The 25,704-nt window shown below is 70.3% G+C and carries 26 protein-coding genes and 2 pseudogenes; 11 read left to right on the top strand and 17 right to left on the bottom strand.

The genetic code is table 11. The annotated features are described in order from the left end of the window. Nucleotides 1-6 precede the first annotated feature (6 nt). Together FHX32_RS19500 and FHX32_RS19495 are read left to right on the top strand one after the other, a co-directional pair. Nucleotides 7-600, top strand: coding sequence for a TetR/AcrR family transcriptional regulator (locus FHX32_RS19500; protein ID WP_167184921.1), 594 nt, complete (start codon nucleotides 7-9; stop codon nucleotides 598-600). A 54-nt stretch (nucleotides 601-654) separates the two neighbouring features. Next, nucleotides 655-1,498 (top strand): annotated as a pseudogene (locus tag FHX32_RS19495) (amylo-alpha-1,6-glucosidase); the annotation flags it as partial. Between the two features lie 99 nt (nucleotides 1,499-1,597). On the opposite strand, the gene FHX32_RS19490 reads toward FHX32_RS19495, so the two are convergent. The 4 genes from FHX32_RS19490 to FHX32_RS19475 all read right to left on the bottom strand — a co-directional run bounded on the left by FHX32_RS19490 (nucleotide 1,598) and on the right by FHX32_RS19475 (nucleotide 4,221). Continuing rightward, the gene (locus FHX32_RS19490) at nucleotides 1,598-2,185 is read right to left on the bottom strand and encodes a DUF4865 family protein (protein WP_167184918.1); all 588 of its coding nucleotides are present in this window, start codon (nucleotides 2,183-2,185) and stop codon (nucleotides 1,598-1,600) included. 91 nt (nucleotides 2,186-2,276) lie between these two features. Then, nucleotides 2,277-2,852: a TetR/AcrR family transcriptional regulator gene (locus FHX32_RS19485; protein ID WP_167184915.1), complete on the bottom strand. Its 576-nt coding sequence runs from the start codon at nucleotides 2,850-2,852 to the stop codon at nucleotides 2,277-2,279. A 95-nt stretch (nucleotides 2,853-2,947) separates the two neighbouring features. Further along, complete coding sequence (locus FHX32_RS19480; protein WP_167184912.1) at nucleotides 2,948-3,373, bottom strand: nucleoside deaminase; 426 nt, start codon at nucleotides 3,371-3,373, stop codon at nucleotides 2,948-2,950. Next, nucleotides 3,370-4,221 (bottom strand): LLM class flavin-dependent oxidoreductase, encoded by an 852-nt coding sequence (locus tag FHX32_RS19475; protein ID WP_167184909.1) that lies wholly within the window; start codon nucleotides 4,219-4,221, stop codon nucleotides 3,370-3,372. Before FHX32_RS19475 ends, FHX32_RS19480 begins: the two co-directional genes overlap by 4 nt. Nucleotides 4,222-4,315: 94 nt before the next feature. Here FHX32_RS19475 and FHX32_RS19470 point away from each other — a divergent pair, with 94 nt between their 5' ends. Next, nucleotides 4,316-4,774: an Lrp/AsnC family transcriptional regulator gene (locus FHX32_RS19470; RefSeq protein ID WP_167184906.1), complete on the top strand. Its 459-nt coding sequence runs from the start codon at nucleotides 4,316-4,318 to the stop codon at nucleotides 4,772-4,774. A 4-nt stretch (nucleotides 4,775-4,778) separates the two neighbouring features. On the opposite strand, the gene FHX32_RS19465 is transcribed toward FHX32_RS19470, so the two are convergent. The 4 genes and pseudogenes from FHX32_RS19465 to FHX32_RS19450 all read right to left on the bottom strand — a co-directional run bounded on the left by FHX32_RS19465 (nucleotide 4,779) and on the right by FHX32_RS19450 (nucleotide 7,443). After that, complete coding sequence (locus FHX32_RS19465) at nucleotides 4,779-5,399, bottom strand: ABATE domain-containing protein (RefSeq protein ID WP_167184903.1); 621 nt, start codon at nucleotides 5,397-5,399, stop codon at nucleotides 4,779-4,781. Between the two features lie 204 nt (nucleotides 5,400-5,603). Then, complete coding sequence (locus FHX32_RS35225) at nucleotides 5,604-6,347, bottom strand: MFS transporter (RefSeq protein WP_486481243.1); 744 nt, start codon at nucleotides 6,345-6,347, stop codon at nucleotides 5,604-5,606. A 53-nt stretch (nucleotides 6,348-6,400) separates the two neighbouring features. Next, nucleotides 6,401-6,703, bottom strand: a pseudogene (locus FHX32_RS35220) (MFS transporter); the annotation flags it as partial. A gap of 320 nt (nucleotides 6,704-7,023) precedes the next feature. Continuing rightward, nucleotides 7,024-7,443 carry a hypothetical protein gene (locus tag FHX32_RS19450; protein WP_167184897.1) on the bottom strand — a complete coding sequence of 140 codons (420 nt, stop codon included), beginning with the start codon at nucleotides 7,441-7,443 and terminating at the stop codon, nucleotides 7,024-7,026. 86 nt (nucleotides 7,444-7,529) lie between these two features. Here FHX32_RS19450 and FHX32_RS19445 point away from each other — a divergent pair, with 86 nt between their 5' ends. Beyond that, the gene (locus FHX32_RS19445; protein WP_167184894.1) at nucleotides 7,530-8,516 is read left to right on the top strand and encodes a helix-turn-helix domain-containing protein; all 987 of its coding nucleotides are present in this window, start codon (nucleotides 7,530-7,532) and stop codon (nucleotides 8,514-8,516) included. Between the two features lie 300 nt (nucleotides 8,517-8,816). Here FHX32_RS19445 and FHX32_RS19440 read toward each other — a convergent pair whose 3' ends face one another. Continuing rightward, entirely contained in the window at nucleotides 8,817-10,043 is a 1,227-nt protein-coding gene (locus tag FHX32_RS19440; protein ID WP_167184891.1) for an ArgE/DapE family deacylase, read from the bottom strand. After that, on the bottom strand, nucleotides 10,040-11,194 hold the full coding sequence (locus FHX32_RS19435) for an aminotransferase class I/II-fold pyridoxal phosphate-dependent enzyme (RefSeq protein WP_167184887.1): 1,155 nt from the start codon (nucleotides 11,192-11,194) through the stop codon (nucleotides 10,040-10,042). The genes FHX32_RS19440 and FHX32_RS19435 overlap by 4 nt, the downstream gene beginning before the upstream one ends. 61 nt (nucleotides 11,195-11,255) lie before the next feature. Here FHX32_RS19435 and FHX32_RS19430 point away from each other — a divergent pair, with 61 nt between their 5' ends. The 6 genes from FHX32_RS19430 to FHX32_RS19405 all read left to right on the top strand — a co-directional run bounded on the left by FHX32_RS19430 (nucleotide 11,256) and on the right by FHX32_RS19405 (nucleotide 16,989). Next, a complete protein-coding gene (locus FHX32_RS19430; RefSeq protein WP_167184884.1) occupies nucleotides 11,256-12,635 on the top strand; it encodes an aminotransferase-like domain-containing protein in 1,380 nt (459 codons plus the stop codon). An 80-nt stretch (nucleotides 12,636-12,715) separates the two neighbouring features. After that, a complete protein-coding gene (locus FHX32_RS19425; RefSeq protein WP_167184881.1) occupies nucleotides 12,716-13,327 on the top strand; it encodes a TetR/AcrR family transcriptional regulator in 612 nt (203 codons plus the stop codon). A 117-nt stretch (nucleotides 13,328-13,444) separates the two neighbouring features. Beyond that, nucleotides 13,445-14,440 carry a saccharopine dehydrogenase NADP-binding domain-containing protein gene (locus FHX32_RS19420; protein ID WP_167184878.1) on the top strand — a complete coding sequence of 332 codons (996 nt, stop codon included), beginning with the start codon at nucleotides 13,445-13,447 and terminating at the stop codon, nucleotides 14,438-14,440. A gap of 123 nt (nucleotides 14,441-14,563) precedes the next feature. Beyond that, entirely contained in the window at nucleotides 14,564-15,121 is a 558-nt protein-coding gene (locus FHX32_RS19415) for an isochorismatase family protein (protein WP_167184875.1), read from the top strand. A gap of 7 nt (nucleotides 15,122-15,128) precedes the next feature. Further along, nucleotides 15,129-16,037, top strand: a complete 909-nt coding sequence (locus tag FHX32_RS19410; protein ID WP_167184872.1) for a DJ-1/PfpI family protein — start codon at nucleotides 15,129-15,131, stop codon at nucleotides 16,035-16,037. A gap of 58 nt (nucleotides 16,038-16,095) precedes the next feature. Then, nucleotides 16,096-16,989 carry an arginase family protein gene (locus tag FHX32_RS19405; RefSeq protein ID WP_167184869.1) on the top strand — a complete coding sequence of 298 codons (894 nt, stop codon included), beginning with the start codon at nucleotides 16,096-16,098 and terminating at the stop codon, nucleotides 16,987-16,989. Between the two features lie 163 nt (nucleotides 16,990-17,152). Here the strand turns inward: FHX32_RS19405 and FHX32_RS19400 are convergent, their stop codons facing one another. From FHX32_RS19400 to FHX32_RS19385, 4 genes are all read right to left on the bottom strand, one after another. Next, entirely contained in the window at nucleotides 17,153-17,374 is a 222-nt protein-coding gene (locus FHX32_RS19400) for an SHOCT domain-containing protein (RefSeq protein WP_167184866.1), read from the bottom strand. 5 nt (nucleotides 17,375-17,379) lie between these two features. Further along, nucleotides 17,380-17,595 (bottom strand): hypothetical protein, encoded by a 216-nt coding sequence (locus FHX32_RS19395; RefSeq protein WP_167184863.1) that lies wholly within the window; start codon nucleotides 17,593-17,595, stop codon nucleotides 17,380-17,382. Nucleotides 17,596-18,069: 474 nt separating this feature from the next. After that, nucleotides 18,070-18,288, bottom strand: a complete 219-nt coding sequence (locus FHX32_RS19390; RefSeq protein WP_167184860.1) for an SHOCT domain-containing protein — start codon at nucleotides 18,286-18,288, stop codon at nucleotides 18,070-18,072. 253 nt (nucleotides 18,289-18,541) lie between these two features. Then, nucleotides 18,542-20,110, bottom strand: a complete 1,569-nt coding sequence (locus tag FHX32_RS19385) for a multicopper oxidase family protein (protein ID WP_167186247.1) — start codon at nucleotides 20,108-20,110, stop codon at nucleotides 18,542-18,544. Nucleotides 20,111-20,478: 368 nt separating this feature from the next. Between FHX32_RS19385 and FHX32_RS19380 the strand changes: the two genes are divergently transcribed. Beyond that, the gene (locus FHX32_RS19380; protein WP_486481195.1) at nucleotides 20,479-22,668 is read left to right on the top strand and encodes a heavy metal translocating P-type ATPase; all 2,190 of its coding nucleotides are present in this window, start codon (nucleotides 20,479-20,481) and stop codon (nucleotides 22,666-22,668) included. 126 nt (nucleotides 22,669-22,794) lie between these two features. On the opposite strand, the gene FHX32_RS19375 is transcribed toward FHX32_RS19380, so the two are convergent. Genes FHX32_RS19375 through istA form a run of 3 tightly spaced genes read right to left on the bottom strand, consistent with a single transcriptional unit; the run spans nucleotide 22,795 to nucleotide 25,240 of the window. Next, nucleotides 22,795-23,055 (bottom strand): hypothetical protein, encoded by a 261-nt coding sequence (locus FHX32_RS19375; RefSeq protein WP_167184858.1) that lies wholly within the window; start codon nucleotides 23,053-23,055, stop codon nucleotides 22,795-22,797. Further along, complete coding sequence (istB, locus tag FHX32_RS19370; protein ID WP_109906332.1) at nucleotides 23,055-23,816, bottom strand: IS21-like element helper ATPase IstB; 762 nt, start codon at nucleotides 23,814-23,816, stop codon at nucleotides 23,055-23,057. Before istB ends, FHX32_RS19375 begins: the two co-directional genes overlap by 1 nt. Continuing rightward, nucleotides 23,813-25,240: an IS21 family transposase gene (istA, locus tag FHX32_RS19365; RefSeq protein WP_486481242.1), complete on the bottom strand. Its 1,428-nt coding sequence runs from the start codon at nucleotides 25,238-25,240 to the stop codon at nucleotides 23,813-23,815. Before istA ends, istB begins: the two co-directional genes overlap by 4 nt. Between the last annotated feature and the right edge of the window lie 464 nt (nucleotides 25,241-25,704).

The raw sequence follows: 25,704 nt of genomic DNA, 5'->3' as shown, positions 1-25,704 counted from the left end.
GTTGCCATGACCAGCGATCAACGCCTGATCCGCGGTGCGCGCGCCAGAAGGGCGATCACCCGTCACGCCGCAGACATCGCCTCCCTGACGGGCTTGGACGGGCTGAGCCTCGGCCGTCTCGCCACCGATCTGGGGCTGAGCAAGAGCGGGGTGGCAACCCTGTTCCGTAGCAAGGAACAACTCCAACTCGCCACCGTCGAGACCGCCCGGGAGACGTTCCTGGACGCGGTCGTGCGGCCCGCCTCAGACGCGACGCGCGGTTCCGCCCGGCTGTGGGCACTCATCGAACACTGGATCTCCTACGCCCAGCAGCCGCTCTTCCGGGGCGGCTGCTTCTGGGCGGCGAACCTTCCCGACTTCGACAGCCGACCCGGCCCGGTCCGCGACGCCCTGCGACACCACCGCCAGGCGTGGCTGGCTCTCCTTGCCGAACAGCTGCGCCACGCGATCGCGGCCGGCGAGATGCCTGACGTGGACACCGAGTTGGCCGCCTTCCAGATCGACGCGGTGCTCACCGCAGCCAACACAGCCATGCGCCTCGAGGAACCGCACGCCGCAGACAAGGTCCGCCGCACTCTCGACAGCCTCGTCCCACGGTGATCGTCGCTCCCACCGCCATCACCCAGGAGTAGGTGCTGTCCGGTTTGGCGCCGCCAGACGCGCAACCCGGACACGGGCCTGGTCAACCAGTGCTGGAAGGACTCGTGGGACGCTGTCTCGTTCCATGACGGTTCCCTACCGGGCTTTCCTCGGGCGACCTGCGAACTCCAGGGATACGCCTACGACGCGAAGGTCCGCGCCGCGAGGCTCGCCCGGCTCCGCTGGGGCGACCCGGACTACGCCGACCAGCTGGAGCGTGCCGCCGCCGAGTTGAAGGCGAGATTCAACCGCGACTTCTGGATCGATGACCGCCAGTTCTACGCCATTGCCTTGGACCAGGAGGGCCGGCGCGTCGACTCACTTTCCTCGAACATCGGCCATCTGCTGTGGAGTGGCATCGTCGATGACGACAAGGCTCGCGCGATCGTCGATCACCTGATGGGCGACGAACTCTTCTCCGGCTGGGGGATCCGGACGCTCGCCACTCGGGAGGGTCGCTACAACCCCGTGGGATACCACGTCGGTACGGTCTGGCCGTTCGACAACTCCTTCATCGCCTGGGGCCTGCAGCGCTACGGCTTCCGGCGGGAATCGGCGCGGGTCGCGCAGGGCCATGATCGACGCGGCCGGCTTCTTCCAGGGGCGGCTGCCTGAAGCGTTCGCGGGCTACGAGCGGGGCCTGACCTGCTTCCCGGTCGAGTACCCCACGGCCTGTAGCCCACAGGCGTGGTCGGCCGGAACCCCACTGCTGCTGCTGACTCTGATGCTCGGGCTCGAGCCGGGCGACGAGTTGTCGTCGTCCCCCTACCTGCCTGACCGGGTCCAGTGGGTCGAGCTGCGTGACCTCAAGGGCAGGTGGGGCCGCACCGACGTGCGCGCGCATCGCGGTCAGGGATAGCTGCCCACCGGGCTGGTGCCGCACGGGTCGATGACGGTGCTGAAGCAGTTGGGGCCGGCCGACGCTCGTCGTCGGCAGACAGTGAACCGCGGCTCGGGCTCACCAGTGCCGTCCCACCTTGAGGTCGGTGAGGTGCGGGGTGGACAGGTGCAGCACCTGGTAGCGGGTTCCGGCTGTCTCGGCGGCGGTGTGCTCCCAGAGCGTGAACTGCACCAGTTCCCAATGGTGGGGATCGACGGCGAGGGCCGTCGAATGCACTCCCGGCGTGCCGGCGCGCTGCTTCAGGTCATCGAGGGCCCGCTCCACCGCGCCGGTGGGATCGACGCCGGCCGGAATGGCTTCGGTGTGGCGGGTGGCCGCGCGGGGGGTGCCGCGTCGGGCCGGCCCGTGCTCGAACGCGGCGCCTATCCAGTTTCGGACGGCGGGCCGCCCGAAGTCGTCGATGATCCCGCGGAATCCACCGGCTCCCCACAGAAAGCGGTTCATGCCGCTGGTGGCGGCCCAGAGGTAGAACGGCGCGTACTCGTTGACCGGCGAGCCGTCGCGCCCGCGTTCGCGGATGAGGTACGCCTTGAGCCCCAGCCCGTCGTACGCGTCGGTGAGATGCCCTCTTGTTGCCACCCGGTGCCGGATGATGTCCATGTCGTAGTTGGCAGGAAGCCGAAGTTCGTACTGTTTGGCGTGCATGTCGGGGTGCTCACTTTCCCTGGACGTTCTCAGGCCGGATCCGCCGCGCCCGTTCCTCGGCGGCTTCCGCTGCCGAGAGCTTGCTGATGAATCACTCCGCGGCGCTGGCTGCTTGGGACGCGAGTAGGGCGAGGATTCCGTCGATCGCCTGATTGAACGGGTCGACCGTGCCGGCGGCCCGGGCCAGGACGTAGCCGCCCTGCAGCACGGCGGCGATCGCGGCCGCGGTGTCGGCGGGGTGGAGAGCGGGCGGGAATTCGCCGCGGGCCTTGCCTTCGGCGAGTACGCCGGCCAGCCGCTGCCGCAGCCAGTCGAAGGTTTCCTGCAGCGGTCGCCGGAGCGCCGGACTGGCGATGATGTCCGGGTCCTGGGTCAACCGTCCGATCTGGCAGCCGCGGAGCACGTCCCGTTCCCGTTTCAGGTAGGCCGAGATCCGCTCGAACGCCGATCCGGTGCCGGAGAACTGGGCGTCAGCCAGCGTGCGCATCTGTTCGGCGCTGCGCCGCACGGCCGCCAGCGCGAGGTCGGCCTTGCCGGCGAAGTGGTGGTACATGCTGCCCTGTCCGGCGCCGGCGCGCTGCTGGATCGCCTTGGGGCTGGTCCCGACGTAGCCCCGCTCCCAGAGCAGCTCCTGGGTGCTCGCGATCAACCGTTCCGAGGCGTTCATGCTCGCAATGTACGTACTAGTAGGTACAGAATCAAGCAGAGCGCCAACGTCCGGGGGATGGCACGGCGAAGCCGTCCCATCCCCCGGAGCGCGAATCAGTAGTAGTTGTCGATCGGCTTGCGGGCCTCGTCGAACAGCGCCGGCCCTTCGTACCGCACCGGGGGCAGTGGCGGGGTGGCCGGCTTGACGTCCTCGAACTGTTCGGCGGACAGGGCGTACACCACCCGGCCGAGGCCGGACCGGTCGATCGCGGTCGCGCACATCGGGCAGGGCTGGCAACTGGTGAACATGGTGGTACCGGCCGCTACGTCGGGGGCGAGTTCCCGGGCGGCCCAGCGGGCCAGCTTCAGTTCGGGGTGGGCGGTGATGTCCGAGTCGGAGACCACGGTGTTGTGGTCCTCGATCAGGACGGTGCCGTCCGCGTCGACCAGCAGCGAACCGAACGGCCGCTCGCCGGACGCCCCGGCCTGGCTGGCGATCTCCACGGCACGGCGGAGAAACTTCTCGTCGTCGGGTGTCATCGGTCCTCCTGGGATCTGTGATACGCGGCAACCGCCGCGAGGGTCCGCCAGGCGCGTTCGGGCTGGCGGATCTCGGTCAGGTCGTCGTTGAACGGGTCGAGCAGCACCGTCTCCGCGCCGAGCAGGCGGATGTGGTCGAGGTCGGCGATGATCTGGTCGATGGTGCCGACACCGGCGAGTCGGTCCGGTGCGGTGACCGGTTCCCGGGTCTCCCGAAGGGCGATGCGGGGCGCCATCGCGGGCACCGGCCGGCCGAGTTCGTCGGCGGTGATCTTCAGCCGGCCGGCCGCCTCGGCCAGCCACTCGGGCGTGAACCGCAGCGGGTGCCAGGCGTCACCGAGGAGGACCGCGCGGCGTATGCCGGCGTCGCTGTTGCCACCGACCCAGATCGGGATCGGGGGCGTCTGGTAGTCGTCGGTGTCCTGCCAGGCGTCGCGCATGGTGTGCAGATATTCGTCGGTCAGTGCGCCACGCCTCCGGTACGGCACGCCGAGCGCCTCGAATTCCTGCCGTGCCCAGCCGACGCCGACGCCGAGGACGAACCGCCCGTCGCTGAGCCGGTTGAGGTTCGCTGCCATGCGGGCGGTGAGTAGCGGGTGCCGGTACGGAACGATGAGCACCGTGGTGCCCAGCCGGACCCGGCACGTGATCCCGGCCAACCAGGACAGCGTGGTGAACGGCTCGTAGAAGGGTGCCGGGTACTGCTCGGCCACGTCCGGGGTGATTGCGATGTGATCGGAGACCATCAGTAGGTCGAACCCGAGGCCCTCCACTGTCTGCGCCCACTGCCGCAGCACGCCGGGGTCGGTGCCCGGGGCGAAGTTGGGTACGTTCACGCCGATTTGCACGAGTCCTACGCTAACCGGCGTGAGAACGAGCTGGGAACACCATGCTCCCTGCCTTTGCTGGCTTTCACCGTGGATTCGCCGGTAGATTGGAGCAGTGGCCGAGAATCTTGACCCCGTCGATTGGTCTATCCTGTGCGAGTTGCAGACTGATGGGCGGGTGCCGATCACCGAACTGAGCCGCCGGGTCAAGCTGAGCGCTTCGGCTACCAGCGAGCGGGTCAGGCGGTTGGAGGCGATCGGCGTCATCACCGGATACCGCGCCGAGGTCGACCTGGCCAAGGCGGGCTTCGCCGTACTCGCGGTGGTCCGGTTGAAGTATCCCGGCAGCCGGCACGAACCGCTGCACCGGTTGCTGGAGCGACGGTCGGAGATTCTGGAGTGCCTGCGCACCACCGGAGACGACTGCTACGTGCTGAAGGTGGCCGCGACGTCGATGGCACACCTGGAGCAGGTCGTCAACGAGCTCGCGGCGTTCGGCAGCACCACCACCAACGTCGTATACAGCGCCACCCTGCCGTATCGCGGCCCTCGCCCGACGCCGCCCACCCCGTGAGGCGTCACTGCCGCTGACCATCGGAAGCGGTGCCGGCCGGCCCTGACCGTCCTGCCTTGTGCCGTTGGTAGTACCGGGAGACGCGGGCACGATTGCCGCATCGTGTGCGGGAGCACCAGCGACGACGGGGATGCGCCGGCAGGAACAGCACGACGCAGCTCTCGGCCTCGCACTGGCGGATGGTGGCTACCGCTGGATCGGTGAGCAGGTCGACAGCGGCTTCGGCGAGACGGGCGGCAAGCTGCTCACCCAGGCTTCCCCCGCGGTGAACGCGAGCCTGCACCGCTCCCGACAGCCAGCGCAGCTCCCGGACGGCCGGGGCTCTGCGCTGGCTGTCGTTGATGCCCTTGATCGCGGCGGCCGGCGGTGCCAGGCCGCGCCGAGCATGGTCGACAGCAACCGCGATGTGACCGCGTACGGCCTGGACGGTGACCACGTCGTCCGGCGTGATCTCGCCCGCGATGACGTCGGGCAGGTCGGGAACGCGCTCGGCCTGGGCGGCGAGCCAGGCCTGCAACTGCGCGGGCGTGGCCAGCAGGTCGACAGTGGTGTCGCCGTTCCGCACCACCGTGTTGACCAGGTCGAGTGCTAGCGGCTCGCCCACGAGCGGTGTCGGGTCACTCACAACCTAATGATACCTCTGCCGATTGACGCGTTAGGCTCCCGCGGTACGGCTGGTGCGTCATCAGGCGGCGGAGACGTAGCTCGGTTACGGGGTCTTGGCCTTCGTCGGGCTGATCGCGTTGCGCGATGCACCCTCGTGGGGCGAGGGTTGCCGCCCCCGCATGGTCGCTCGCTTCCGCCATACCTCGGCCTCCCGGCGGGTCGCTCACTCGTCAACCGCGGTCGCAGGCCCGGACCGCGCCCCTTCCCGCGCTGCTGCCGGCAACGGGGCCTCGGAGCGCGGCGCCGCGCGCGGCAACATGACGGCGAGCAGTCCGCCCAGAGCGGCCAGGGCGGCGCTCACAACGAATCCGGCGTGCAGGCCGCCAAGATACGCGGCGGGGCCGGACCCGCGGGCGGCGGCCTCGACGAGGAGGAGGACGGCGGTGACGTCGAGGCCGGAACCGACCCGCTGGGTGGTGTTGATGATCCCCGCGGTGACCCCGGTGTCGCCATCGTCGACTGCCGTCACGGCGGGGACGGTGACGCCGACGAAGGCGGCGGGCAGGGCGGCGAACCACACCAGCGCGAGGGTCTGCAGTCCCAGTCCGGCGGCCAGCACCGTCCGGGCGCCGAAGCGCTTCATGGCCTGCGGCAGGACCATCCGGCCGACGACCAGGCCCACGATCGCCATCGGCATGACGGCGAAACCGGATTGGATCGGACTGTAGTGCTGCACGTTCTGCAGGTAGAGGGCCAGCAGGACGAAGGCGGGGACGTGGGCGGCGCCGACGAGGGCGCTGACGACGGACGACCTGGTGACCGCACGGACTCGGAACAGGCGCAGCGGCAGCAGCGGTCGGGCGGCGCGGGCCCCACCGCCACGAATGCAGCAGGTACCGCCAACGCCACCACCAGCATGGCGGCGGTCGGGCGCGCGGCCGGGTCGGCTAGGGCGCGGAGGGCGTATCCGATGAGCAGCAGCCCGCCGGTGCCGAGGAGCGCCCCGGGCAGGTCGAGCCGGCCCGCGGACATCGCCCGGCGGGCCGGATCGGCAGGCAGCAGCCGCCCGACACCGGCCAGCGCGGCCACGCCGATCGGCAGATTGATCAGGAAGATGGACCGCCAGCCCAGCCCCTGGGCGAGCAGGCCGCCGGCAGCGGTGCCGATCGCCGCGCCGGCGGCTCCCATCGCACCCCACACCCCGAATGCGCGGCGGCGGGCCGCCGGTTCGGTGAAGGTCCGGGCGAGCAGGGCGAGCTGGGCCGGGATGATCACGGCAGCCCCGGTGCCCTGGGCGGCGCGAGCGACGACCGGGCCGGGCACCCGCGCCGGACCGACATCGCGCAACGGCACACCGTGCTGGCCGTGTTCACCGGCGCCCTCGCCGCGAAGTCGGGACTGCGGCCCGGCCTGGACGCGCTGCGCGCGGCCGACATGGCGCTGACGATCCTGGCGCCCGAGTCGTATCACCTGCTGGTACACGAGCGGGGTTGGCACCCGGACGCCTGGAGGGAATGGGCAAGCGACACGCTGGCCCGTACCCTTCTCGCTTAGCTAGAGCGCTCCTCTAGCCGAATGTCCGGTCCGATCGCGCGGGTGCTTTCGTCGAGCGCACACCGCCAGAGTGACGACGGCAGGAGTGACTAACGGGTCCCTGCGTCCTTCCGGTCCGGCTTCCGGTCAGGGGATGTCCGGGCGGGACGGGTGAGGAGGTATGCGGCGACGAGAAACACCGTGACGACCCCGTCGGCGACAGCGACCGTGTTGGTGTTGGGCACCCCGGATCTGGTCCACGCCAACGCCGTCACGGTCATGGCCGCCTTGTGGCCGATCACCAGCACCCACACCACCGGATGCTGTCCGGGACGCACCGCCAGCAGCGCGAACAACCCGGCGAACACCAGGAACCCGTAACCACGCCAGGCCTCCGCCACCTTCGCCTCGGGCGCCGCATCGGCCACGGCGGCCAGAGACGCCACAGCCGCCGCCGCAGCGCCCAGCGCGCACACCCACAGCAGCGCCCGCCCGACGAAGACGCCGCGGGCGGCCGGTGGGCGGCTCATCGGAGGGTCGGTCATAACCAGCACTTTGACACGGGTAGGCCGTCAGCGGCAGTGGCTTGAACCACATCACACGATAGAATCGCGCCATGCCCGCGTCGCTGGCTTCGACCCGCTCGGCCACCGCCGTCGGCGTGCTGCTCGGTGCCGGGGCGGGGCTGCTCGAGCTCTCGGTGCCACCCCGGGTCTTCGGCGTCGATCTGTCCGCCCGCGGCGGACCGCGGTTCGACGTCGTCACCGTCGCCGAACGGCCGGGCCCGGTCGCCACCACGGCCGGCATCGAGTTGCACGCGCCGTACCCGTTGAGCGCGCTCGCGACGGCCGGCATCGTGATCGTGCCGGGCTGGCGCGACCCGTCGTGCGACCCGGTCGCGCCCGAGGCGCTGGACATGGTGCGCGCGGCGTACGAGGAGGGAGCGATCGTCGCGGGGCTCTGCCTCGGCGCGTTCGTGCTCGCCGAGGCGGGCCTGCTCGACTGCCGTCGCGCCACCACGCATTGGCTCTACACCGACGTGCTGGCCAGGCGGCATCCGTCGACGCAGGTGACCCACGACGTCCTCTACGTCGACGAGGGCCGGATCATCACCAGCGCGGGCAGCGCCGCCGGCATCGACGCCTGCCTGCACCTGCTGCACCGCGAGTACGGCGTCGACGCCGCGAACGCCGTGGCCCGGCAGATGGTGGTGGCGCCGCACCGGACGGGCGGGCAGGCGCAGTTCATCGAGTACCCGGTGCGCGAGAGCCAGCAGGCCGACCTGGTCGGCGACGCGATCGACTACGCCCTCGCTCGCCTCGACGACGCCGGCCTGGACATCGACGCCCTGGCGGCCCGTGCGCACATGAGCCGGCGCACCTTCGACCGCCGGTTTCGGCAGGCCACCGGCTCGTCACCGCTGCAGTGGCTGCTGCACCAGCGGGTGCTACGCGCGCAGCAGCTGCTGGAGGGGACCACCCTCAACATCGACGGGGTGGCCCGTCGCTGCGGCTTCGCCGACGCTGTCGCCTTCCGACCGCACTTCCGGCGGATCGTGGGCGTGTCGCCCCAGGCCTACCGGACGACCTTCCGGGCTGCGTGACCGCCCGGTGCCCGACTGCCTGCCTGGCCCGGGTTGCCCAACCGCCTTCCTGCGCACGCTGCTCCGCCAGCCTGCGAAACCGGTTGCTGCGGCTGGGCGCGGGCGCGGCATCCTTCGGCGCCGCGGAGCGGAACGTGCGGCCGGACTGACGCCAACCAGGAACAGCGCTACCTGCTCCTGGTCCGGCGGGCCGGACCAGCGTCAGCTGGAGCGGAACGCGGGCTTACCTGAGCGACGTTTCGGGGTGATCACCCGCACCACGACATCCCCGGCGGCTGTCCTCGAAAGACACCATCCGGCTCACGGGACGTCTCGCTCGCCGGTCCCCAACTGCTGTCCGAGCGTGATGGCGTAGACGGCAGCGGCCTCGAGGAGGTTGCCGATCGGGACATGTTCGTCGGGCGAATGCATCTCGGCGAGCGGGCCCGGGCCGTAGGCGACCGAGGGGATGCCGAGGTTGCTGTAGATGCGAGTCTCGAGGCAGCCCGGGCACATGGACAGCGGCACCGTCCGGCCGTTCGTGGCGAGTGCCGCCGTTCGCAGCGTCTGGATCAGCGGGACGTCCTCGTCGGTGTAGGCGGGAAGCACGTCCTGAAGAACCTCGACGGTCAGGCGATGGTCCTTGCCGAAGTCCTCGATCACATCGAGCAGTTCCTGACGTGCCGCCGGGTAATCCTCGTCGGGGTTCGGCCGACGATCGATGGTGAACCTGAACGTGTCGGGCACGATGTTGAAGTTCGTCCCGCCGGAGGCGAGGCCACCGATCAACATGATCGACTCCCTGGCCGCCGCTGGGGTGATCTTCATGTTGGTCTTGTGCCTGGCGATCGAGTCGCGATAGGCCAGCAACCTCCCGATCAACTCATGAGCTTCCTCAAAGGCGTTGACTCCGGCATAGTGCAGTCCGACATGCGCCGGGCGACCATGGACCGTGACCTTCACGGTGAAGGCGCCGCGAGCGGCGTACCACAGTTCGGGGAAGCTGGGCTCGCCCACGATCGCCCCGACACAGTCCTCGGCGTCGATCAGGCCGCGTTCGACCATGCGTTCAGAGCCGTGCTCCCCGCCGGTCTCCTCGTCGGGCACGTAGACGAGCCGGATGCGCCCGAGGCCGCCGAGATCGCGGTGGACCAGAGCGCCGATCAGCATGGCCACCAGGCCGCTCTTCATGTCCGACGCGCCGCGGCCGTACACTGCTCCGTCTCGCACCGCGGGCGAGAACTGGTCGGCGCTGAAGGCGGGCACCACGTCGTAGTGGCCGTGCAGGTACATCACCGGTCCGGAGTCGCCGATCGAGCCGATGATCACGCGGTGCTCGTCACCCGACCGTGAGGTGTGGTGGCTTTCGAAAGGGATGCCGTAGCCGGCCAGAGTCCGCTCGATCCACGCCTGAGAGTCGACCAGGGATGAGCCCGGCGGATTCTCCGCCGGGATTGCGCAGAAGTCGATCAGTAGGCGGATCATCTCGTCACGCCGTTCGGCAACAGCGCTGCGGACACGCTCGGCGTGGACGGGGTCGATGGTCATGGCAGAGCCCCTTCGAATTGCATCGATGATGTCAAAGCGTCGGCGACGGCGGTGAGATCGCCGGCGGTGTGGCTGGCGGTGATGACGAACCGGATCCGGGCGCCGTCGGCGGCCGTGACGGGCGGCCCGAGTGGCAGCGCGAGAACGCCGGCCCGCAGCAGGGCGCCCGCGGTGCGCAGCGCAACTGCATAGTCCCCGAGAATGAGCGGTATCACGGGTGTCGGCGATCGCACCGCGAATCCCCGGCAGGCGAGGAGATCAACGAAACGGCGCTGATTCTCCCACAGCCGGTCGACCAGCGAGGTCGTGAAGATCAGATCAAGAGCGGCCAGCGCTGCCGCGGCCGTGGGCGGCGGCAGCGCCGCGGAGAAGATGTAGCCGCGGCCCCGGGCGCGGATCTGGTTGACCGCCCACGCCGGCCCGATGACCGCTCCGCCGAAGCCGCCCAGGGCCTTCGAGAACGAGCTGGTCGTGATCACGGCGTTCGGGTCGACGCCGGCGTGGACGGCGGTACCGCGGCCGTGGCCCAGCACACCGAGACCGTGGGCGTCGTCGACGACGATCAGGATGTCCTCGTCGGTACGTAGGTCGACCAGCGCCCGGACATCGGCGATGTCGCCGTCGACACTGAAGACGCCGTCGGTCACGATGAGCACTCGACGGGCGCCCGCAGCACGTGCGGTGGAGACGGCCTCACGAACCGCCCCGATGGACCCGTGCGGCACGATCCGCACGGCCGCACGGCTGAGCCGGCAGCCATCGACGATGCTCGCATGATTGAGCTGATCGCTGACGATGACGTCGCCCGCGCCGACGAGGGTGTCCAGGACGGCGTGGTTGGCGGCACTGCCCGACGGCATCACGACGGCCGCCTCGACTCCGAGGTGCCGGCACAGCGCCTGTTCCAGTTCCCCGTGCAGGACGCTGCGGCCGGAAACTGTCGGGCCCGCCCCGGGCCCTGCGCCGTATCGATCCAGGGCCTCGCGCGCCGCGGTCACCACGTGTGGGTGATCGGTGAGCCCGAGATAGTTCGGTGCCGTGATGTTCAGCAGGGTCCCGACGGTTGTCGCGATGCGGCGGCTGTTGGGACCCGTCAGATGAATTGATGTCAACGGCGGAATCCCGCCCGACGCTTTTTCGACCTCCAGCACCTCGACAGAATGACCAGGAAGTGGCTGGGGACGCACTAGCCAATTGGCGTACGATCGCCGGGTGAGCACCCCGATCGACCAGCTTCTCGACGGGTGGGTCCACCTGGAGGCCGAGAATCTCGCGGCGCGGCTGGCCCTGGCCCTGCGTCAGCTCATCGCGGTCGGGCTGCTCGCCCCCGGAGAACAGCTGCCCTCCGAGCGGTTGCTTGCCCAGTCCCTCCACGTCAGCCGGCCGACCGTGTCGGCCGCGCTCAACTACCTCCGTGACGCGGGCGTCATCGTGTCTCGGCAGGGCAGCGGTACCCGCGTGGCTGCCCGGACGGACCTGTCCCAACCAGCGGATCAGCCCGTACCGTTCACCAGTGCAGTGCTGGCGCCGCACACCGTCAACCTTGCGGCGGCCGTCCCGTTCGACGCTTCGCACCTACCCGGCCTGGCCCTGACCGCAACGGACCTGCTGACCGTTCTGCCTGACCACGGCGTGACGCCACTCGGCCTGGGCGCGTTGCGGCAGGCAGCCGCGAAGCACCTCACCGAGATCGGTCTGCCGACCGGCCCGGACCAGATCATCGTGACGGCCGGGGGTCACCACGCCCTCAGAGCCGCGTTCGACGTCCTCGCGTCGCCGACCGCCGCCGTGCTCGTTGAGGAGTACACCTACGGAGCGGTCGTCGACCTCGCCGAGCGCCACCGAGCAACTCTGGTCGGACTACCATCGGACGAAGACGGGGTCAGCCCCGGCGACCTGGAAAGTGCCCTGCGACGCACCCGGCCGGCGTTCGTCGTCCTCGCGACGTCGATCCATTCACCCACTGGCCGGTCCACCGCTCCAGAACGACTCCGCGAACTCGCGTGCGTGCTCAATGCCCACCAGGTGCCCGTCGTGGTCGACGAAACCTACGCGGACCTGCATTACCAGACGCGCCCAGTGCCACTGGCGAGCATGATCACCGGGCCCAGCATCACCATCGAATCGGTCTCCAAGACTGGTTGGGCGGGCCTGAGAACCGGTTGGATCCGATTTTCCGACGAGCTACGCCGACGCGTTCTCCCTGCCTTCGACCGCGACCTGGGGCAGCCGATTCCCAGTCAACTCCTGGCGCTTCGCGTGCTCGCCGCCTACGACCAGTTCCTGCCTGCCCGGCGGAGTGAACTCGCGCGGAAGTCGCGCCTGCTCTGCGAGCAACTCGCCCACCATCTGCCTGGCTGGCGGATCGTGGCCCCGGACGGCGGACTGACGCACTGGATCGACACCGGAGAGTCCGGCGGCGCGCGGATCGTCACCGCGGCGAGGGCGGCGGGACTGCTCATCGCGCCCGGGGAGATCTTTCATCATCGCCGTGCCACCTCGAGTTTCGTAAGGATCTGCCACGACCGTCCGGGCGCGGTGATAACCGCGGCGATTCAACGACTCGGCACGCTCGCGAGCCACTCGGCTTGATCACCAGCCTGGGCCTGTCCACCGTTGGGCTCCGACCCCGAGTCGATGCGGACATGACGTCCACTTGTTAGGCTGGCCTGGTGAACGGCCGCACCGACCTGTTGACCGGCAATCCGATCGGCGCTCGCGCGACCGGCGAACGGGCCGACGCGGCCAGGAACCGGGCGCGGGTGCTCGCCGCCGCGAGGAAATTGTTCACCGGTGGCGATGCTCGAAGCGTGACGATGGAGGACATCGCCCGCGCGGCGGGAGTGGGACGGGCGACTCTCTATCGGCGCTACCCCGACACCGCGTCGATCGCCCAGGCCCTCCTCGACGAGCACGAGCGCGACCTGCAGCAGCGGCTGATGTCGGGGCCACCGCCGCTGGGCCCCGGTGCCCCACCGGCAGAGCGGCTGGCCGCCTTCTACGCAGCGATGGTGGAGTTGCTCGAGGAGCACCTGCCGCTCGTGCTCGGTGCCGAGGTCGGGCCGGCGCGCTTCGCGACCGGGGCGTACGGCTTCTGGCGTGCGCATGTGCGGCTACTCCTCGTGCAGGCCGGCGCTCCGGAGGTCGACGCGCTCGTCGATGTCCTGCTGGCACCGCTGGCCCCCGATGTCTACCAGCAACAGCGCGAGCAGCGTCACGCCACGCCCGAGCAGATCACTGCTGCGCTGCGAGCCCTCGCCTTCGGCGTCCTCGACGGCCGATGAACCGTGCTGGCACGTCGGTGTGGCCAGCCGCGCCCGGCGGTCCCGTTGGTCGGCCTCCGGACCCACCCAGCGGCGACACCCGAGGGGCGGACGATGGCGCGACCTGGAGGAGACAACATGAACAAGATCGTCATCGTCGGCGGGTACGGCGCGGTTGGCCGCGAAGCTGCCAGCGCACTCGTCCGTGAGCTGGCCGAGACGACCGTCGTGGTGGCGGGGCGGAACCCGGCCGCGGCTCCACCCGTGCACGGAACCACGGCCGTGCGGGTGGACGTCGCCGATCCGCAAGGCATGGCCCACCTGCTCGATGGTGCCGACGCGGTGCTCATGTGCGCCGAGGTGAACAACGTCCCGCTGGCGCGCGCCTGCCTGGAACGGGGCATCCACTACCTCGACGTCACCGCGAGCGCCCCGGTCCTCGCCCAGTTGGCCGACCTCGACGCGCTGGCCCGGGCTCACCATGCCACGGCGGTGCTCAGTGTCGGTCTGGCCCCTGGCGTGACGAACCTGCTGGCGGCCCACTGCGTCGCCCACTCGGGCGCCGATGAGGTACGTATCGGCATCATGGCCGGCGCAGGCGAGCGGCACGGGCCGGCGGCCCTCCGGTGGACGCTGGACGGGTTGGGTCAACTGTCCGGCGCCTGGGCCATGGACTTCCCGGGGTACGGCCGTCGCACCGTGTACCGGATGCCGTTCTCCGACCAGTACACCCTGCCCGGCACCCTCGGCGTGGCCCGGGCGCGCACCGGGCTGTGCGGGGACTCCCGTGCGCTCACGACGCTGCTGGCGGCGGCGCGGTGGCCGGTCCTCGGCCGGGTGCTTCGGCACCGCGGCACCCGGGCGGCCCTGCTGGCCGCACTCACTCGCATCCATTTCGGCAGTGAGGCGTTCGCGGTGGCGGTCCAGGCCGGTGCCGCCACGGCGGCGTTCAGCGGGCATCGGCAGAGCCGGGCGACCGGGCTGGCCGCCGCACTGCTCATCCAGCGGCTGCCCGGGATGTCCGCTGGCGTCCGGCACACCGAGGAGGTGGTCGACCCGGTCGAGTTCCTCACCGAACTGGCGGGCCACGGCTTCGCCCTCACCCTTGCGTCACACCAGGGCACGCCACGTTAGTCGGCCCGGCCCGGGCTGCTCTCGAGGACATCGGAAGGCTCGGCCCAGCGGTTGTCCGGATCGATCCGCAAGCTGGCCATTTCCCGTCTTCGGCCGGGCAGCGGGAGGTTGCACGCTGGTCGTATGAACAGAGCACTGTTGGTCATCGATGTGCAGGAGTCGTTTCGCCAGCTTCCCGACTGGGATCTGGTCTCCGAGCCCGATATCGTCGGGCAGGTCAACCGTCTGGTGGACCTGGCCAGGGCGGAGGACGACCTCGTCGTCTGGGTTCTCGGGGGACGCCCCGGTTCGGGTACCGTCTTCGATCCCGCCCGGGGGTACGTCCGGTTGATGGACGGCCTGAGCCCGGCGCCCGACGAGCCGGTGTTGGTCAAGTCCGCCCACAACGCGTTCACCACCACCAACCTCCATCAGACGCTGACCCGGCGGGGCATCCGTGAGCTGACGGTCTGCGGTATCAAGACCGAGCAGTGCTGCGAGACGACCACCCGCCTGGCCGCCGACATGGGCTTCGACGTCACCTTCGCCATCGACGCGACGGCCACCTGCCCCATCCCCGACGAGGACGGCGGGCCCACCCTTGGGGTACGGGAGATCATCGAGCGCACCCGGTACGCGCTGTCCGGGCGGTTCGCGACCATCCGTACGGTGGATGACCTGACCGGCACGTCCATACACTGAACCTGCCATGCCCCGCGTCGCCTTCGTCCTCGTCCCCTCGGTGCATCTGCTGGAGGTGGCTGCGCCGGCTCAGGTGTTCTCGATCGCCACCGATCTGGGCCACGACTACCGGCTCCACTACGTCTCGGACGACGCCGAGGTGCCCAGCGTGCAGGGGCTGTCCCTGAACGTCGACGTCGACTGGCCACCCCTCGCCGCCGACGACCTGGTCGTCGTACCGGGCTGGCGTGGACCCGGCCGGGTGATCAGCGCCGCGAACGCCCGCCGGCTGCGTGAGCACCACGCAGCCGGCGGAACGGTGGTCAGCATCTGCGCCGGAGCCGATGCCCTCGGTCGGGCGGGCCTGCTCGACGGGCGGCGCTGCACCACCCACCACGCGATCCAGGACGAACTCGCCCGCGCCTACCCGCGGACGACGGTCGTGCGGGACGTCCTCTACGTGTCGGACGACCGGGTCGTCACCTGCGCCGGTGTGGCCAGCGCTGCGGACCTCGCCCTGCACCTGGTCGGCGTCCGCCACGGGCCGGCCGTGGCCGCCAGCATCGCGCGGGCCATGGTCGTCTACGTCGGTCGCGAGGGCGGCGATCCGCAGCTGAGCCCGATTCTTCGCCACCGGTCGCACGTCGACGAAGCGGTGCACCGCATCCAGGACCTGATCGACACCCGGTTCACCGAGCGGCTACCGTTGCGTCTGCTCGCGGATGTGGCCGGATGCAGCGAACGGTCCGTCACCCGCCTGTTCCGGCGGGCGACCGGCACCACACCCTTGGCATACCAGCAGATCCTGCGGCTGGAGAGGGCCGAGCACCTGATCGGTCGTGGGGCGACTGCGGATGCCGCAGCCCGTGAGGTCGGGTTTCAGGACGCGCGGATGCTGCGCACCATCCGAGCCAGGAGGCAGGCGCAGCACGGCTGATCCGCGGCCGTGCCGTCACCACCGGGTCCATCCCACCACCATGTGCGAGGCTTGCCCCATGCGCAGGATGTTTCTCCTCGATGCCCCCTCCAACCTCGGCCTGCGCCCGCCCCTCCCCGGCGTGGTCCCCGGTTGTTACAAGCTCGCCGGCGCACTACGCGATCAGCGACTCCTGGAGCGTCTGGGCGCGAGCGAAGGTGGCGTCGTGGTGCCGCCCCGATACGACCGAGGCGACTGGAAGCCCGGTGACGGCGTTTTCAACGCCCCGGCGATGGCGGCCTACAGCCGCCGGCTCGCGGACCGCCTGGAGATCCACCTCCACAACGGGGAGTTCCCGGTGGTGCTCGGCGGGGACTGCAGCATCCTGCTGGGAGCGGCGCTCGCGCTGCGCCGCACCGGCCGGCACGGGCTGGCCTTCCTTGACGGGCACTCCGACTTCCGCCACGCCGGCAACTCGGACGGGATCGGTGCCGCCGCCGGCGAGGATCTCGCCCTGGTGACCGGACGCGGCCAGCGCGACCTCACGGACATCGACGGCCTGGGGCCGTACGTGCGAGACGAGGACGTGTCGATCCTCGGCATCCGCGACGACGAGGAGGACCGGGACGAGCTGGCCGGACTGAACATCCAGTACGCCGTCGTCGAGGACATCCGGCGAGACGGTGCCGAGGCCGTCGCACGGATGGCACTGAGCAGGCTTGAGTCGCGGGAGCTGGACGGCTTCTGGGTACACCTGGACGCCGACGTCCTCGATCCGTCGATCATGCCCGCGGTCGACAGCCCGGACCCGAACGGGTTGACCGCCGACGAGGTGAGCCGGCTGCTGCGTACCCTGGCGGCTTCACCGCGGTGCGTGGGCTTCCAGCTGACGGTGTACGACCCGGATCTCGACCCCGACGCCACCGGCGCGGCGCTCCTCGCGGACATCCTCGAACACGCACTCGCCGGCTGAGTCTGCGCCGACGAGGCGCCGTTCGCGGCGACCGGACGGTGCCATCCGCCGCACGACGCCAACACTCGTGACCGCTGCGCACGGCTTTCTCGGCTGTGAGCTGGCCATACCGACGCGTCCCGAGGTCTGTCGGGACCCGGGACGCGTCGGGTTCTGAGGCAGGTCAGCGTAGCGCGCCGAGCCGCTGCTCGTACTCGTCGGTGTCGATCTCGCCTCGGGCGTAGCGTTCGGCGAGGATCCGGCGGGCGGAACCGAAGCTGTCGCCAGTTCCGCTCGGGTGGCTGCGGCTGGCGGCCAGCCACACCACCACACCCAGAGCCGCGATCAGCACCGGCCAGCCGACCATCATGCCGCCCATCGGCCACATCCATCCGATCCCGTGCATAACACTCACTCCTCTTCATATGTGTACTGCGGAAGCTGCGATGATCGCCGCTCACCGAGCGGCACCGCGGCCGGCAGCGTGGAGACGACGGCGGCAGACGGGCAGGCGAGGACGAGCAGACCGATCGCCAGGGAACTGGCGGGTACGCCGACTGCGAGCGCGCCGATGACCAGGATGGCCAGCGCTATGGGGTAGAGCGGCAGCTGCTGGCGTCTCGTCACCGTCTCCTCTTCGTGGGGCTACTGCCAACACTGCCGCCTGTTACCCCCGCCGGGTATGGCGCAAGGACCCTGACCCGGGGGCTGGTGGTCCCTACCCGCGGGGGTACCGGTCGAGGACAGTGGTACGGATCCATCGCCAACACCGACCAGCACCGAGCACTCCGGCCACCGACGGCGGATGACGGGCCGGCATCCTGGCGAGGGCTGTCCAGAGCCTGCGAGTAGCGGTCAGTCGGCCTCTGCTCGCACCGAGGGCGCGGGTCTCAGCGGCACCGCCAGCGTCTTCCCGCTGCTGATGGTCATCGGAGGGTGACCGCGTTCGGCCAGGTCGAGGGTGCCTGCCAAGGCGCCAGGCCGGTGGCTGCGAAGCACCACATCGAGGTCGAACAGCACCGCGTCGAGCCGTTCGAGCGGCAGACGCAGCGCGCCACCGTGGACCGTCTGGGTGCTCGTGTCCTGGTTGACCCAGACATGTCACCGCAGCGCGTTCAAGCGCCGGTGGTACTCCTCCGTGTCGAGTTCGCCCCGTGCGTAGCGCTCGCCCAGAATGCGCCGTGCAGAGTCCTGGCCATCCGACGCCGGGCGGCGGCCGTAGCCGGCGGCGAGCCACACCCCGCCCGCAACGATCAGTGCCAGTACCAGCCAGCCGATCAGCATCACGCCCATCGGCCAGACCCAACCGTTGCCGTGCATGGCATGTCCTCTCAGCGGTGCTGCGCGACGGCCGCGCCAGTTCCGGAGACGCTTGAGCGGGCGAACCTTCGCGTACCCCACCTGCGGCCGCACTCACCTGCTGTCCGGCGCCTCGTCGAGAGAGTCGGTGGGCGTCACTGGTCGCGGTGGAGTCGGGTGCGCACCGGCCGGGTGCCGTACCGCGGACCTCGCCGGTCGCTGGGGGAGTGGTGTGGTGAGCGGGCCGTAAGGCTGCCGACGATCAGTGATCGCGCTACTGGTGGTATGCCAGCGTTGCCATCATGCCGGCTTGACCGTGGTAGACGTTGTGGCAGTGGGTCATCCACCTGCCGGGGTTGGTGGCGTCGAAGTCAACGGCAACGGTCCGGTCCGGGGTGACGATGACGGTGTCCTTGCGGGTGCCGCTGCCGGTCACCGCGAACGTGTGCCCGTGCAGATGCATGGGATGGAACATCGTCGTGCGGTTGACGAATTCCAGCCGCACCCGCTCCCCGGGCTCGACCAGGAGCGGGTCGGCCTCATCGAAGGTGACGCCGTTGATCGTCCAGCGGTAGGGGGCCATCGACCCGTCCAGCATCAGCCGGTGCACCCGGTCGGGTCGCCGGCCGGTAAGCGCCGCGCTGTCGGCGGCGGGCAACGTGTGGGTGAGCAGTACGCGCCGGTCCAACTCGGCGAGCCGGGCCGTGACCGGAGCGGGGTCGCCCGGACAGGTGCGGATCAGGGCGAGGGCCTGCCCGGTCTTTCCCTCGGCGGCAGCTACCAGCGGAAACACCCCGGCGGTGAGCTCCACGACGACGTCGGCACGCTCGCCCATACCGAGCACGAGCGCGTCGGTCGTCGTCGAGGTGACCGGGAAGCCGTCGGTGTGGGTGACCGTCATCCGGTGCCCGGCGAGCGCGACCCGGAAGGCCGTGTCGGAGCCTGCGTTGATCAGCCGGATCCGCGCTCGCTGCCGTGGTCGGGCGCGGAAGGTGACCGGTGCGGCGGGGACGCGGCCGTTGATCAGGTAGTGCGGGTAGGCGACGTCGCCGGCGCCGCCGAGCAACGGGGAGGTCATCATTTCCATCCCCGCCATGTCCCCGTGGCCGCCGACGTCACCGGCACCGGTGTCCATGGCGCCGTGGCCCATGCTCGGCGTATGGCCCGCGCTGCCGTGGTCCATTCCCGGTGCGCCATCGTGGCCGGACATCGCCGTGAGGGCGGCGAGGACGTCGTCCGGGGTGCGGCCCGTGCCATCGACCCAGTCGTCGAGCACCACGATCCATTCGTGGTCGTAGTCGCCGGCATCGTGCGGATCGTCGACGATGAGGACTCCGTACAGCGCCCGGTCGAGCTGCAGCCCGGTGTGCGGGTGGTAGAAGTAGGTGCCAGCGTCGGGGACGGTGAACTCGTAGCGGTGCCGGGCCGCAGGGATGATCGGCGCCTGGGTGAGGCCGGGGACACCGTCCATGTCGTTGCGCAGCGCGACGCCGTGCCAGTGGACGCTGGTGCCGGCGGGCAGGTCATTGACCACGTCGACCCGAAGCAGGTCGCCGGCGCGGGCCCTGATCAGCGGTCCGGGCAGGTCGTCGGCGTAGCCCCAGGTTCGTACCTGCGGCCCGCCCAGGTCGATGGTGACCGGCCGGGGGTTCAGTGTCGTGGTGACCGTGGCTGCGTCACGACGGCGACGGGCATCGAGGGGGGACACTAGGTCGTCCTCGGGGCCTGCCGAGCCAGGATCGACGAAGTCGGCGGCCCGTGCGGCGCTGGCGGCGGTTGCGGACAGTCCCGCCGCGCCTGCCAGTCCGGCCAGCAGCCGACGGCGCGTGATGGCGGGCGTCATGACACCTCCTCGGTTCTCGGAAGCGGCGTCGACGGTCGTCGACGCGGTGGCGATGTCATGAGGAAGTCTCGCTGTAACCGTCCCCGTTAGGGCTGTTTTGAAGTTTCCATCCCCGATTGGGTAGTTGCTGCCGGCGGCGGGCGCGGCTGGCCAGGACTGCCTCGCTGCCGGCAACCGTGAAACACCCGCAGCATTCCCACCTCTCGTGCAGGCGGCTTCCATGCGTTCCTACTGCTGGGGGGTAGGGGTATTCGTAGGTGATGCCGGCCGAGGCGCTGACGCGGTGCGACGCAGGAGTTGGTCCTCGGGGCAGACGTACTTGTCGTATACCCCCAGGGGGTATATGGTGCTGGCCGGAGGTGGACGGCATGAGACACGAACACACAACCCACGCCGATGGCACGGTCATGACCGGTGCGGGGCATCAGGGCCATCACGTGCCGGTGGGCGAGCACCACGTCGGTGGACCGCACGACGGGCATCACGGCGGTGCCGGGCCGACGGGTGGCCACCACCACGCCGGGCACGGATCCGCCGGCGGGCACGGGGCCCATGACAAGCACGCGGGCCACGACCCGGAGCAGTTCCGGCGTAAGTTCTGGCTCAGCCTGGCGCTGACGGTTCCGATCGTGGCGACCAGCCACATGGTGATGGACTGGTTCGGCTACACCCTGGACTTCCCGGGCATGAGCTGGGTCGGCCCGGTGCTCGGCTCGGTGGTCTTCTTCTACGGAGGCTGGCCGTTCCTGGTCGGCGGCGTCCGCGAGGTCCGCGACCGGGCTCCGGGGATGATGCTGCTGATCTCGATGGCGATCGCGGTGGCCTACGTCGCCTCGATGGCCACCAGCCTCGGCGCGTTCGACCTGGACTTCTGGTGGGAGCTGGCCGCGCTCGTCACGATCATGCTGCTGGGGCACTGGCAGGAGATGAAGGCGATCGGCCAGGCACAGGGAGCACTCGCCGCGCTGGCGGCGCTCCTGCCCGACGACGCCGAACGGGTCGACGCCGACGGCACGGTGCACCGGGTGCCGGTGGGCGAGCTGCGGGTGGCAGACGTGGTCCTGGTCCGCTCCGGTGGCCGGATACCTGCCGACGGCCGGATCATCGACGGGTCCGCCGAACTGGACGAGTCGATGATCACCGGGGAGTCGCGGCCGGTGTCCCGCGGTGTCGGGGACCGGGTCGTGGCCGGTACGGTGGCGACCGACTCCGCGCTGCGGGTTCGGGTCGACGCGGTCGGGGAGGACACCGCGCTGGCCGGCATCGGTCGGCTGGTGGCGCAGGCGCAGGCCTCCAGCGGCCGGGCGCAGGTCCTGGCTGACCGGTTCGCCGCGATGCTCTTCTACGTCGCCACCGCCGCCGCGCTGGTCACCTTCGCAGCCTGGTGGGCCCTGGGTGACCTGGACCAGTCGGTGGTCCGGACCGTGACGGTCCTGGTCATCGCCTGCCCGCACGCCCTCGGGCTGGCCATCCCGCTGGTGATCGCGCTGTCCACGGCGGTGTCGGCGAAGGCCGGCATCCTGGTCAAGGACCGCCTCGCCCTGGAGCGGATGCGCACCGTCGATGCCGTGCTGTTCGACAAGACCGGCACCCTGACCAAGGGTGCCCACACCGTCACCGCCATGACCGCCGCCAGCGGCGTCAGCGAGGATGAGGTGCTCCGCGTCGCCGGCGCGGTCGAGGCCGACAGCGAGCACCCGCTCGCCAAGGCGCTGGTCAAGGTCGCGCAGGACCGGGGGCTGCGGGCGGTCGCCGGGAACTTCCGATCCCTGACCGGTCGCGGAGTCCAAGCGGTGGTGGACAGCACCACCTGGGCGGTGGGTGGTCCCGCCCTGCTGCGGGAACTCGGTGCGCAGGTTCCCGAGGACCTGGCCACCACCACGCAGGCGTGGTCGGCCCGCGGCGCGGCGGTGCTGCACCTGGTCCGGCTGCCGGAGACCGGCCAACCGGTCGCGGTCGGCGCGTTCGCGCTGGAGGACGAGGTCCGTGCGGAGGCTCGGGAAGCCATCTCCGACCTGCGCGAGCAGGGCGTCGCGAAGATCGTGATGATCACCGGGGACGCGCGCCCGGTCGCCGAGGCGGTCGCCGCGGACCTGGGGTTCCGGCCCGGGGTCGACGAGGTGTTCGCCGAGGTGCTGCCCGCGGACAAGGACCGGGCGGTGGCTGACCTGCAGGCCCGGGGGCTGACGGTGGCGATGGTCGGTGACGGCGTCAACGACGCGCCCGCGCTGGCCCGCGCCGACGTCGGCCTGGCCATCGGCGCAGGTACCGACGTGGCGATCGAGTCCGCCGGGGTCATCCTGGCCTCGTCGGATCCGCGCGGCGTCACTGGCGTGATCCGGCTGTCCCGGGCGTCGTACCGCAAGATGGTCCAGAATCTGGCCTGGGCCGCCGGATACAACGTGGTGGCGATCCCACTCGCCGCCGGCGCGCTGGCCTGGGCCGGGGTGACGCTCAGCCCGGCGGTCGGTGCGGTGCTGATGTCCGCGTCCACCATCGTGGTGGCGCTGAACGCCCAACTGCTGCGCCGGGTCAAGCTCACCCCCGGACAGCACTGACACACGCACGAACGGCGGCCCGGTCGGGATGCTCCGGCCGGGCCGCCGCGCGGCTGGGCGGGTGTCGCGACTGGTGTCGGGGTACTCGTTGGAGTGCAGAGGTGAGTACGGCTGATCTTGCAGAGGTCAGGTGTCGTGGTGGGCGCCTTGTTCGTCACGGTGGGTTGCGTTCTGCAGGCGTAGGCGGGTGAGGCCGAGCATGTCGATGAGCCATCCGGGTCCGCCGGTGATGCCGCGGGCGCGGAGATGGATGTCGACCTCGTGGTGGGTCGCCGGCCCGGTGTTGGCGAGGAAGTCCTCGCAGATCTGAAGCAGGAGCTGCAGCAGGTCGTCGTGATGGGTGTTGCTGGTGGTCGCAGGTTCGTCCGGGATGGCCGGGGTGGGCATCAGGCGACGTTCTCGATGGCGGTGAGGCGGTTCTTGAGTCGGTAGCTGGGGCCGTTGATGGGAACGACGTCGCAGTGGTGCAGGAGCCGGTCGAGGATGGCGGTGGCCAGGACCTCGTCGCCGAAGACTTGGCCCCATTCGCCGAAGCCCTTGTTCGACGTGAGCAGGGTGGAGCCCTTCTCGTAGCGTTTCGAGATCACCTGGAAGACGAGGTTGGCCTCGGGCCGTTCGAGGGGCTGATAGCCCACTTCGTCGATGACCAGGACGGTGGGGCGTAGGTAGGTCTGCAGCTTGCGGGCCAGCCGGCCGATCGCGTCGGCGGCGGTGAGGTGGCGGACCATGTCGTCGAGGGTGGTGAAGTAGACGGTGAACCCGGCTCGGCAGGCGGCGACCGCGAGGGACACCGCGATGTGGGTCTTGCCGACGCCCGGCGGGCCGAGGAACGCGACGTTGGCTTTGGCCTGCACGAACGCGAGGGTCGCGAGGTCACGGACCTTGCGGGGGTCCAGGTCGGGTTGGAAGCTGAAGTCGTAGTCGTCGAGGGTCTTGTGGTGCGGCAGCTTCGACAGGCGCAGCCCGGCGCGGAAGCGGCGTTCGTCGCGGACGGCGAGTTCCTCTTGCAGGACGAGGTCGAGGAACTCCAGGTAGCCCATGGCCTCGGTGTCGGCCCGACCGGTGAGCTCCTGCAGCGTCTTGGCCAGGTGAGGCAGGCCGAGTTTGGTGGCGCTGGCGTGGATGCGGTTGGTGACCAGCTCACTCACTTCGAGACGTCCTTCAGGTGTGGTCGGTTGGTGAACGGGCTGGCCGCAGCGATCTGCTCATAGACCGACAGCGGGCGGGCCTCGACGGCGATCTGGGCGGCGGCAGCCCGGTTGAGCAGGGCTTGCAGCGGTCCCTGGCCCCCGTCGAGGCGGGCGGGTCGGCGTGTGGTCGACTGCGGGCTGTCGGGGTCGCCGGTGGTGACGGCACGGGTGTGTCCGTCGGGCAGACCGTCCCAGTGGCTCTCATCGACCACGCGGGCGCCGCGGCCCACGGCCCGCTGGTGGGTGGCCAGCAGCGTGGCGCCGTCCAGGCCGCCGACGGTGGCGTGGATGGTGATGGTGGCGGCGGTCGCCCGGATCTCCACGAGTTGGCGATGGCGGACCCGTCGGGCCGGCACGGAGTAGAGGTTGCCGGCGTAGGCGACCAGGCAGTCCTTGCCGACGTGCCGCAGATGCCGGTCGGCGACCACATACGCCCTGGCCGGGATCGGTCGCAGCGCGGCGTGGTCACGGACCGCCCGCACGCCGATGATCTCACCGTGGGTGCGATGCCGCACGGCCCGCCGCTGCGGCACCCAGGCCACGAACGTGGCGTCGAGTTCGGCCAGCGACGCAAACGCCCGCCCGGCCAGGACATGATCACGGACGATGGTGACCTGCCGTTCGACCCGCCCTTTGCCGGTCGGACGGTAGGCGGCCAGCACATCGATGTCGAAGTCGTAGTGCCCGGCGAACGCGACCGCTTCCGGGTGCAGCGGCACCGCCTGACCCGGGGCGACGTGCCGACGGACCACGGTCTTGGTCCGGTCATAGACGATCACCCCCGGGACCCCGCCGAAGTGCGCGAACGCCCGCCGGTGACACTCCCAGAACGCGGCCAGGTCCTGGCTGGTGGTGAAGCAGCAGAACGGATCCCGCGAGTACGACAGCACCATGTGGAACGAGTACACCTTCGGGATCCCGACGTGGGCCAGGATGCCGCCCTCGTCGCCCCAGTCCACCTGCGCCTGCGCACCCGGAACGACCTCGAACCGGCGGTGCAGCCCCGCCAGCTGATCCGGGCTGATCCCCAACTCCGCAGCGATCCGCGGCCGGGCCTGCTGCAGATACAACTTCACCCGCTGGTAGTTACCGGTGAACCCGTACTGCTCGACAAGACGCTCATGGATCACCGTGCCCTTGAGCAGCAACTCCGCCCGCAACCACGCATCGACCACATGCGCGAACACATCGATCAACTGCCCACGAGCCGGCCGCGCCCGAACCGGCGGCACCACCTCACCGCCACCAGCAGCCAGGTACTTCTTCACCGTCCGCCAGTTCAGGCCCGTCTCACGAGCGATCTCCGAGACACTCGCACCAGCCTCGTGCAACGCCCGGAACCGGCGCACATCCAGCCACCGCTGCTCATCCAACGCCCCCACCGCCAGCCGCCCCACGCCGGTCCGATCACGACCCGAGCAGCCTCACCCTCAGTCACCCGCTGACGACGGACAAACAGTGCGCACCTCTGCAAGATCAGCTGTACCTAGCTCTGCACTCCAGGCCGTACCCCGACAACTGGGTTCAGGGCGTCATCTGCTGCCATGGCGCGCCGGTGTCGGCGCTGCGCAAAACCCGGCCGTCCTCCGTAGTCAGGTAGATGAGCCCCTCGTGCACGGTGAGTGCGACCGGGGCGGCCGGAGCGCGGCTGGCGGTGGACGACCAGGTTACCGCGCCGTCGACGCCTGCCCGACACGGCACGGGCATCCGACTGGTAGATGAGTCCAACGGGAGCGGGGAACCCGGCTACCTGCTGACCGGGGCCGGCTGTCAGCCCGTCCGCCTCCACGTGTCGTAAAGGTCGGTCGCGGTGGTCCACCGAGGCGGCGAGCGGGGCGTTCGTGCA

This window comes from Micromonospora sp. CNZ280 (assembly GCF_011759515.1).
This window is presented reverse-complemented; position numbering and strand designations above follow the sequence as displayed.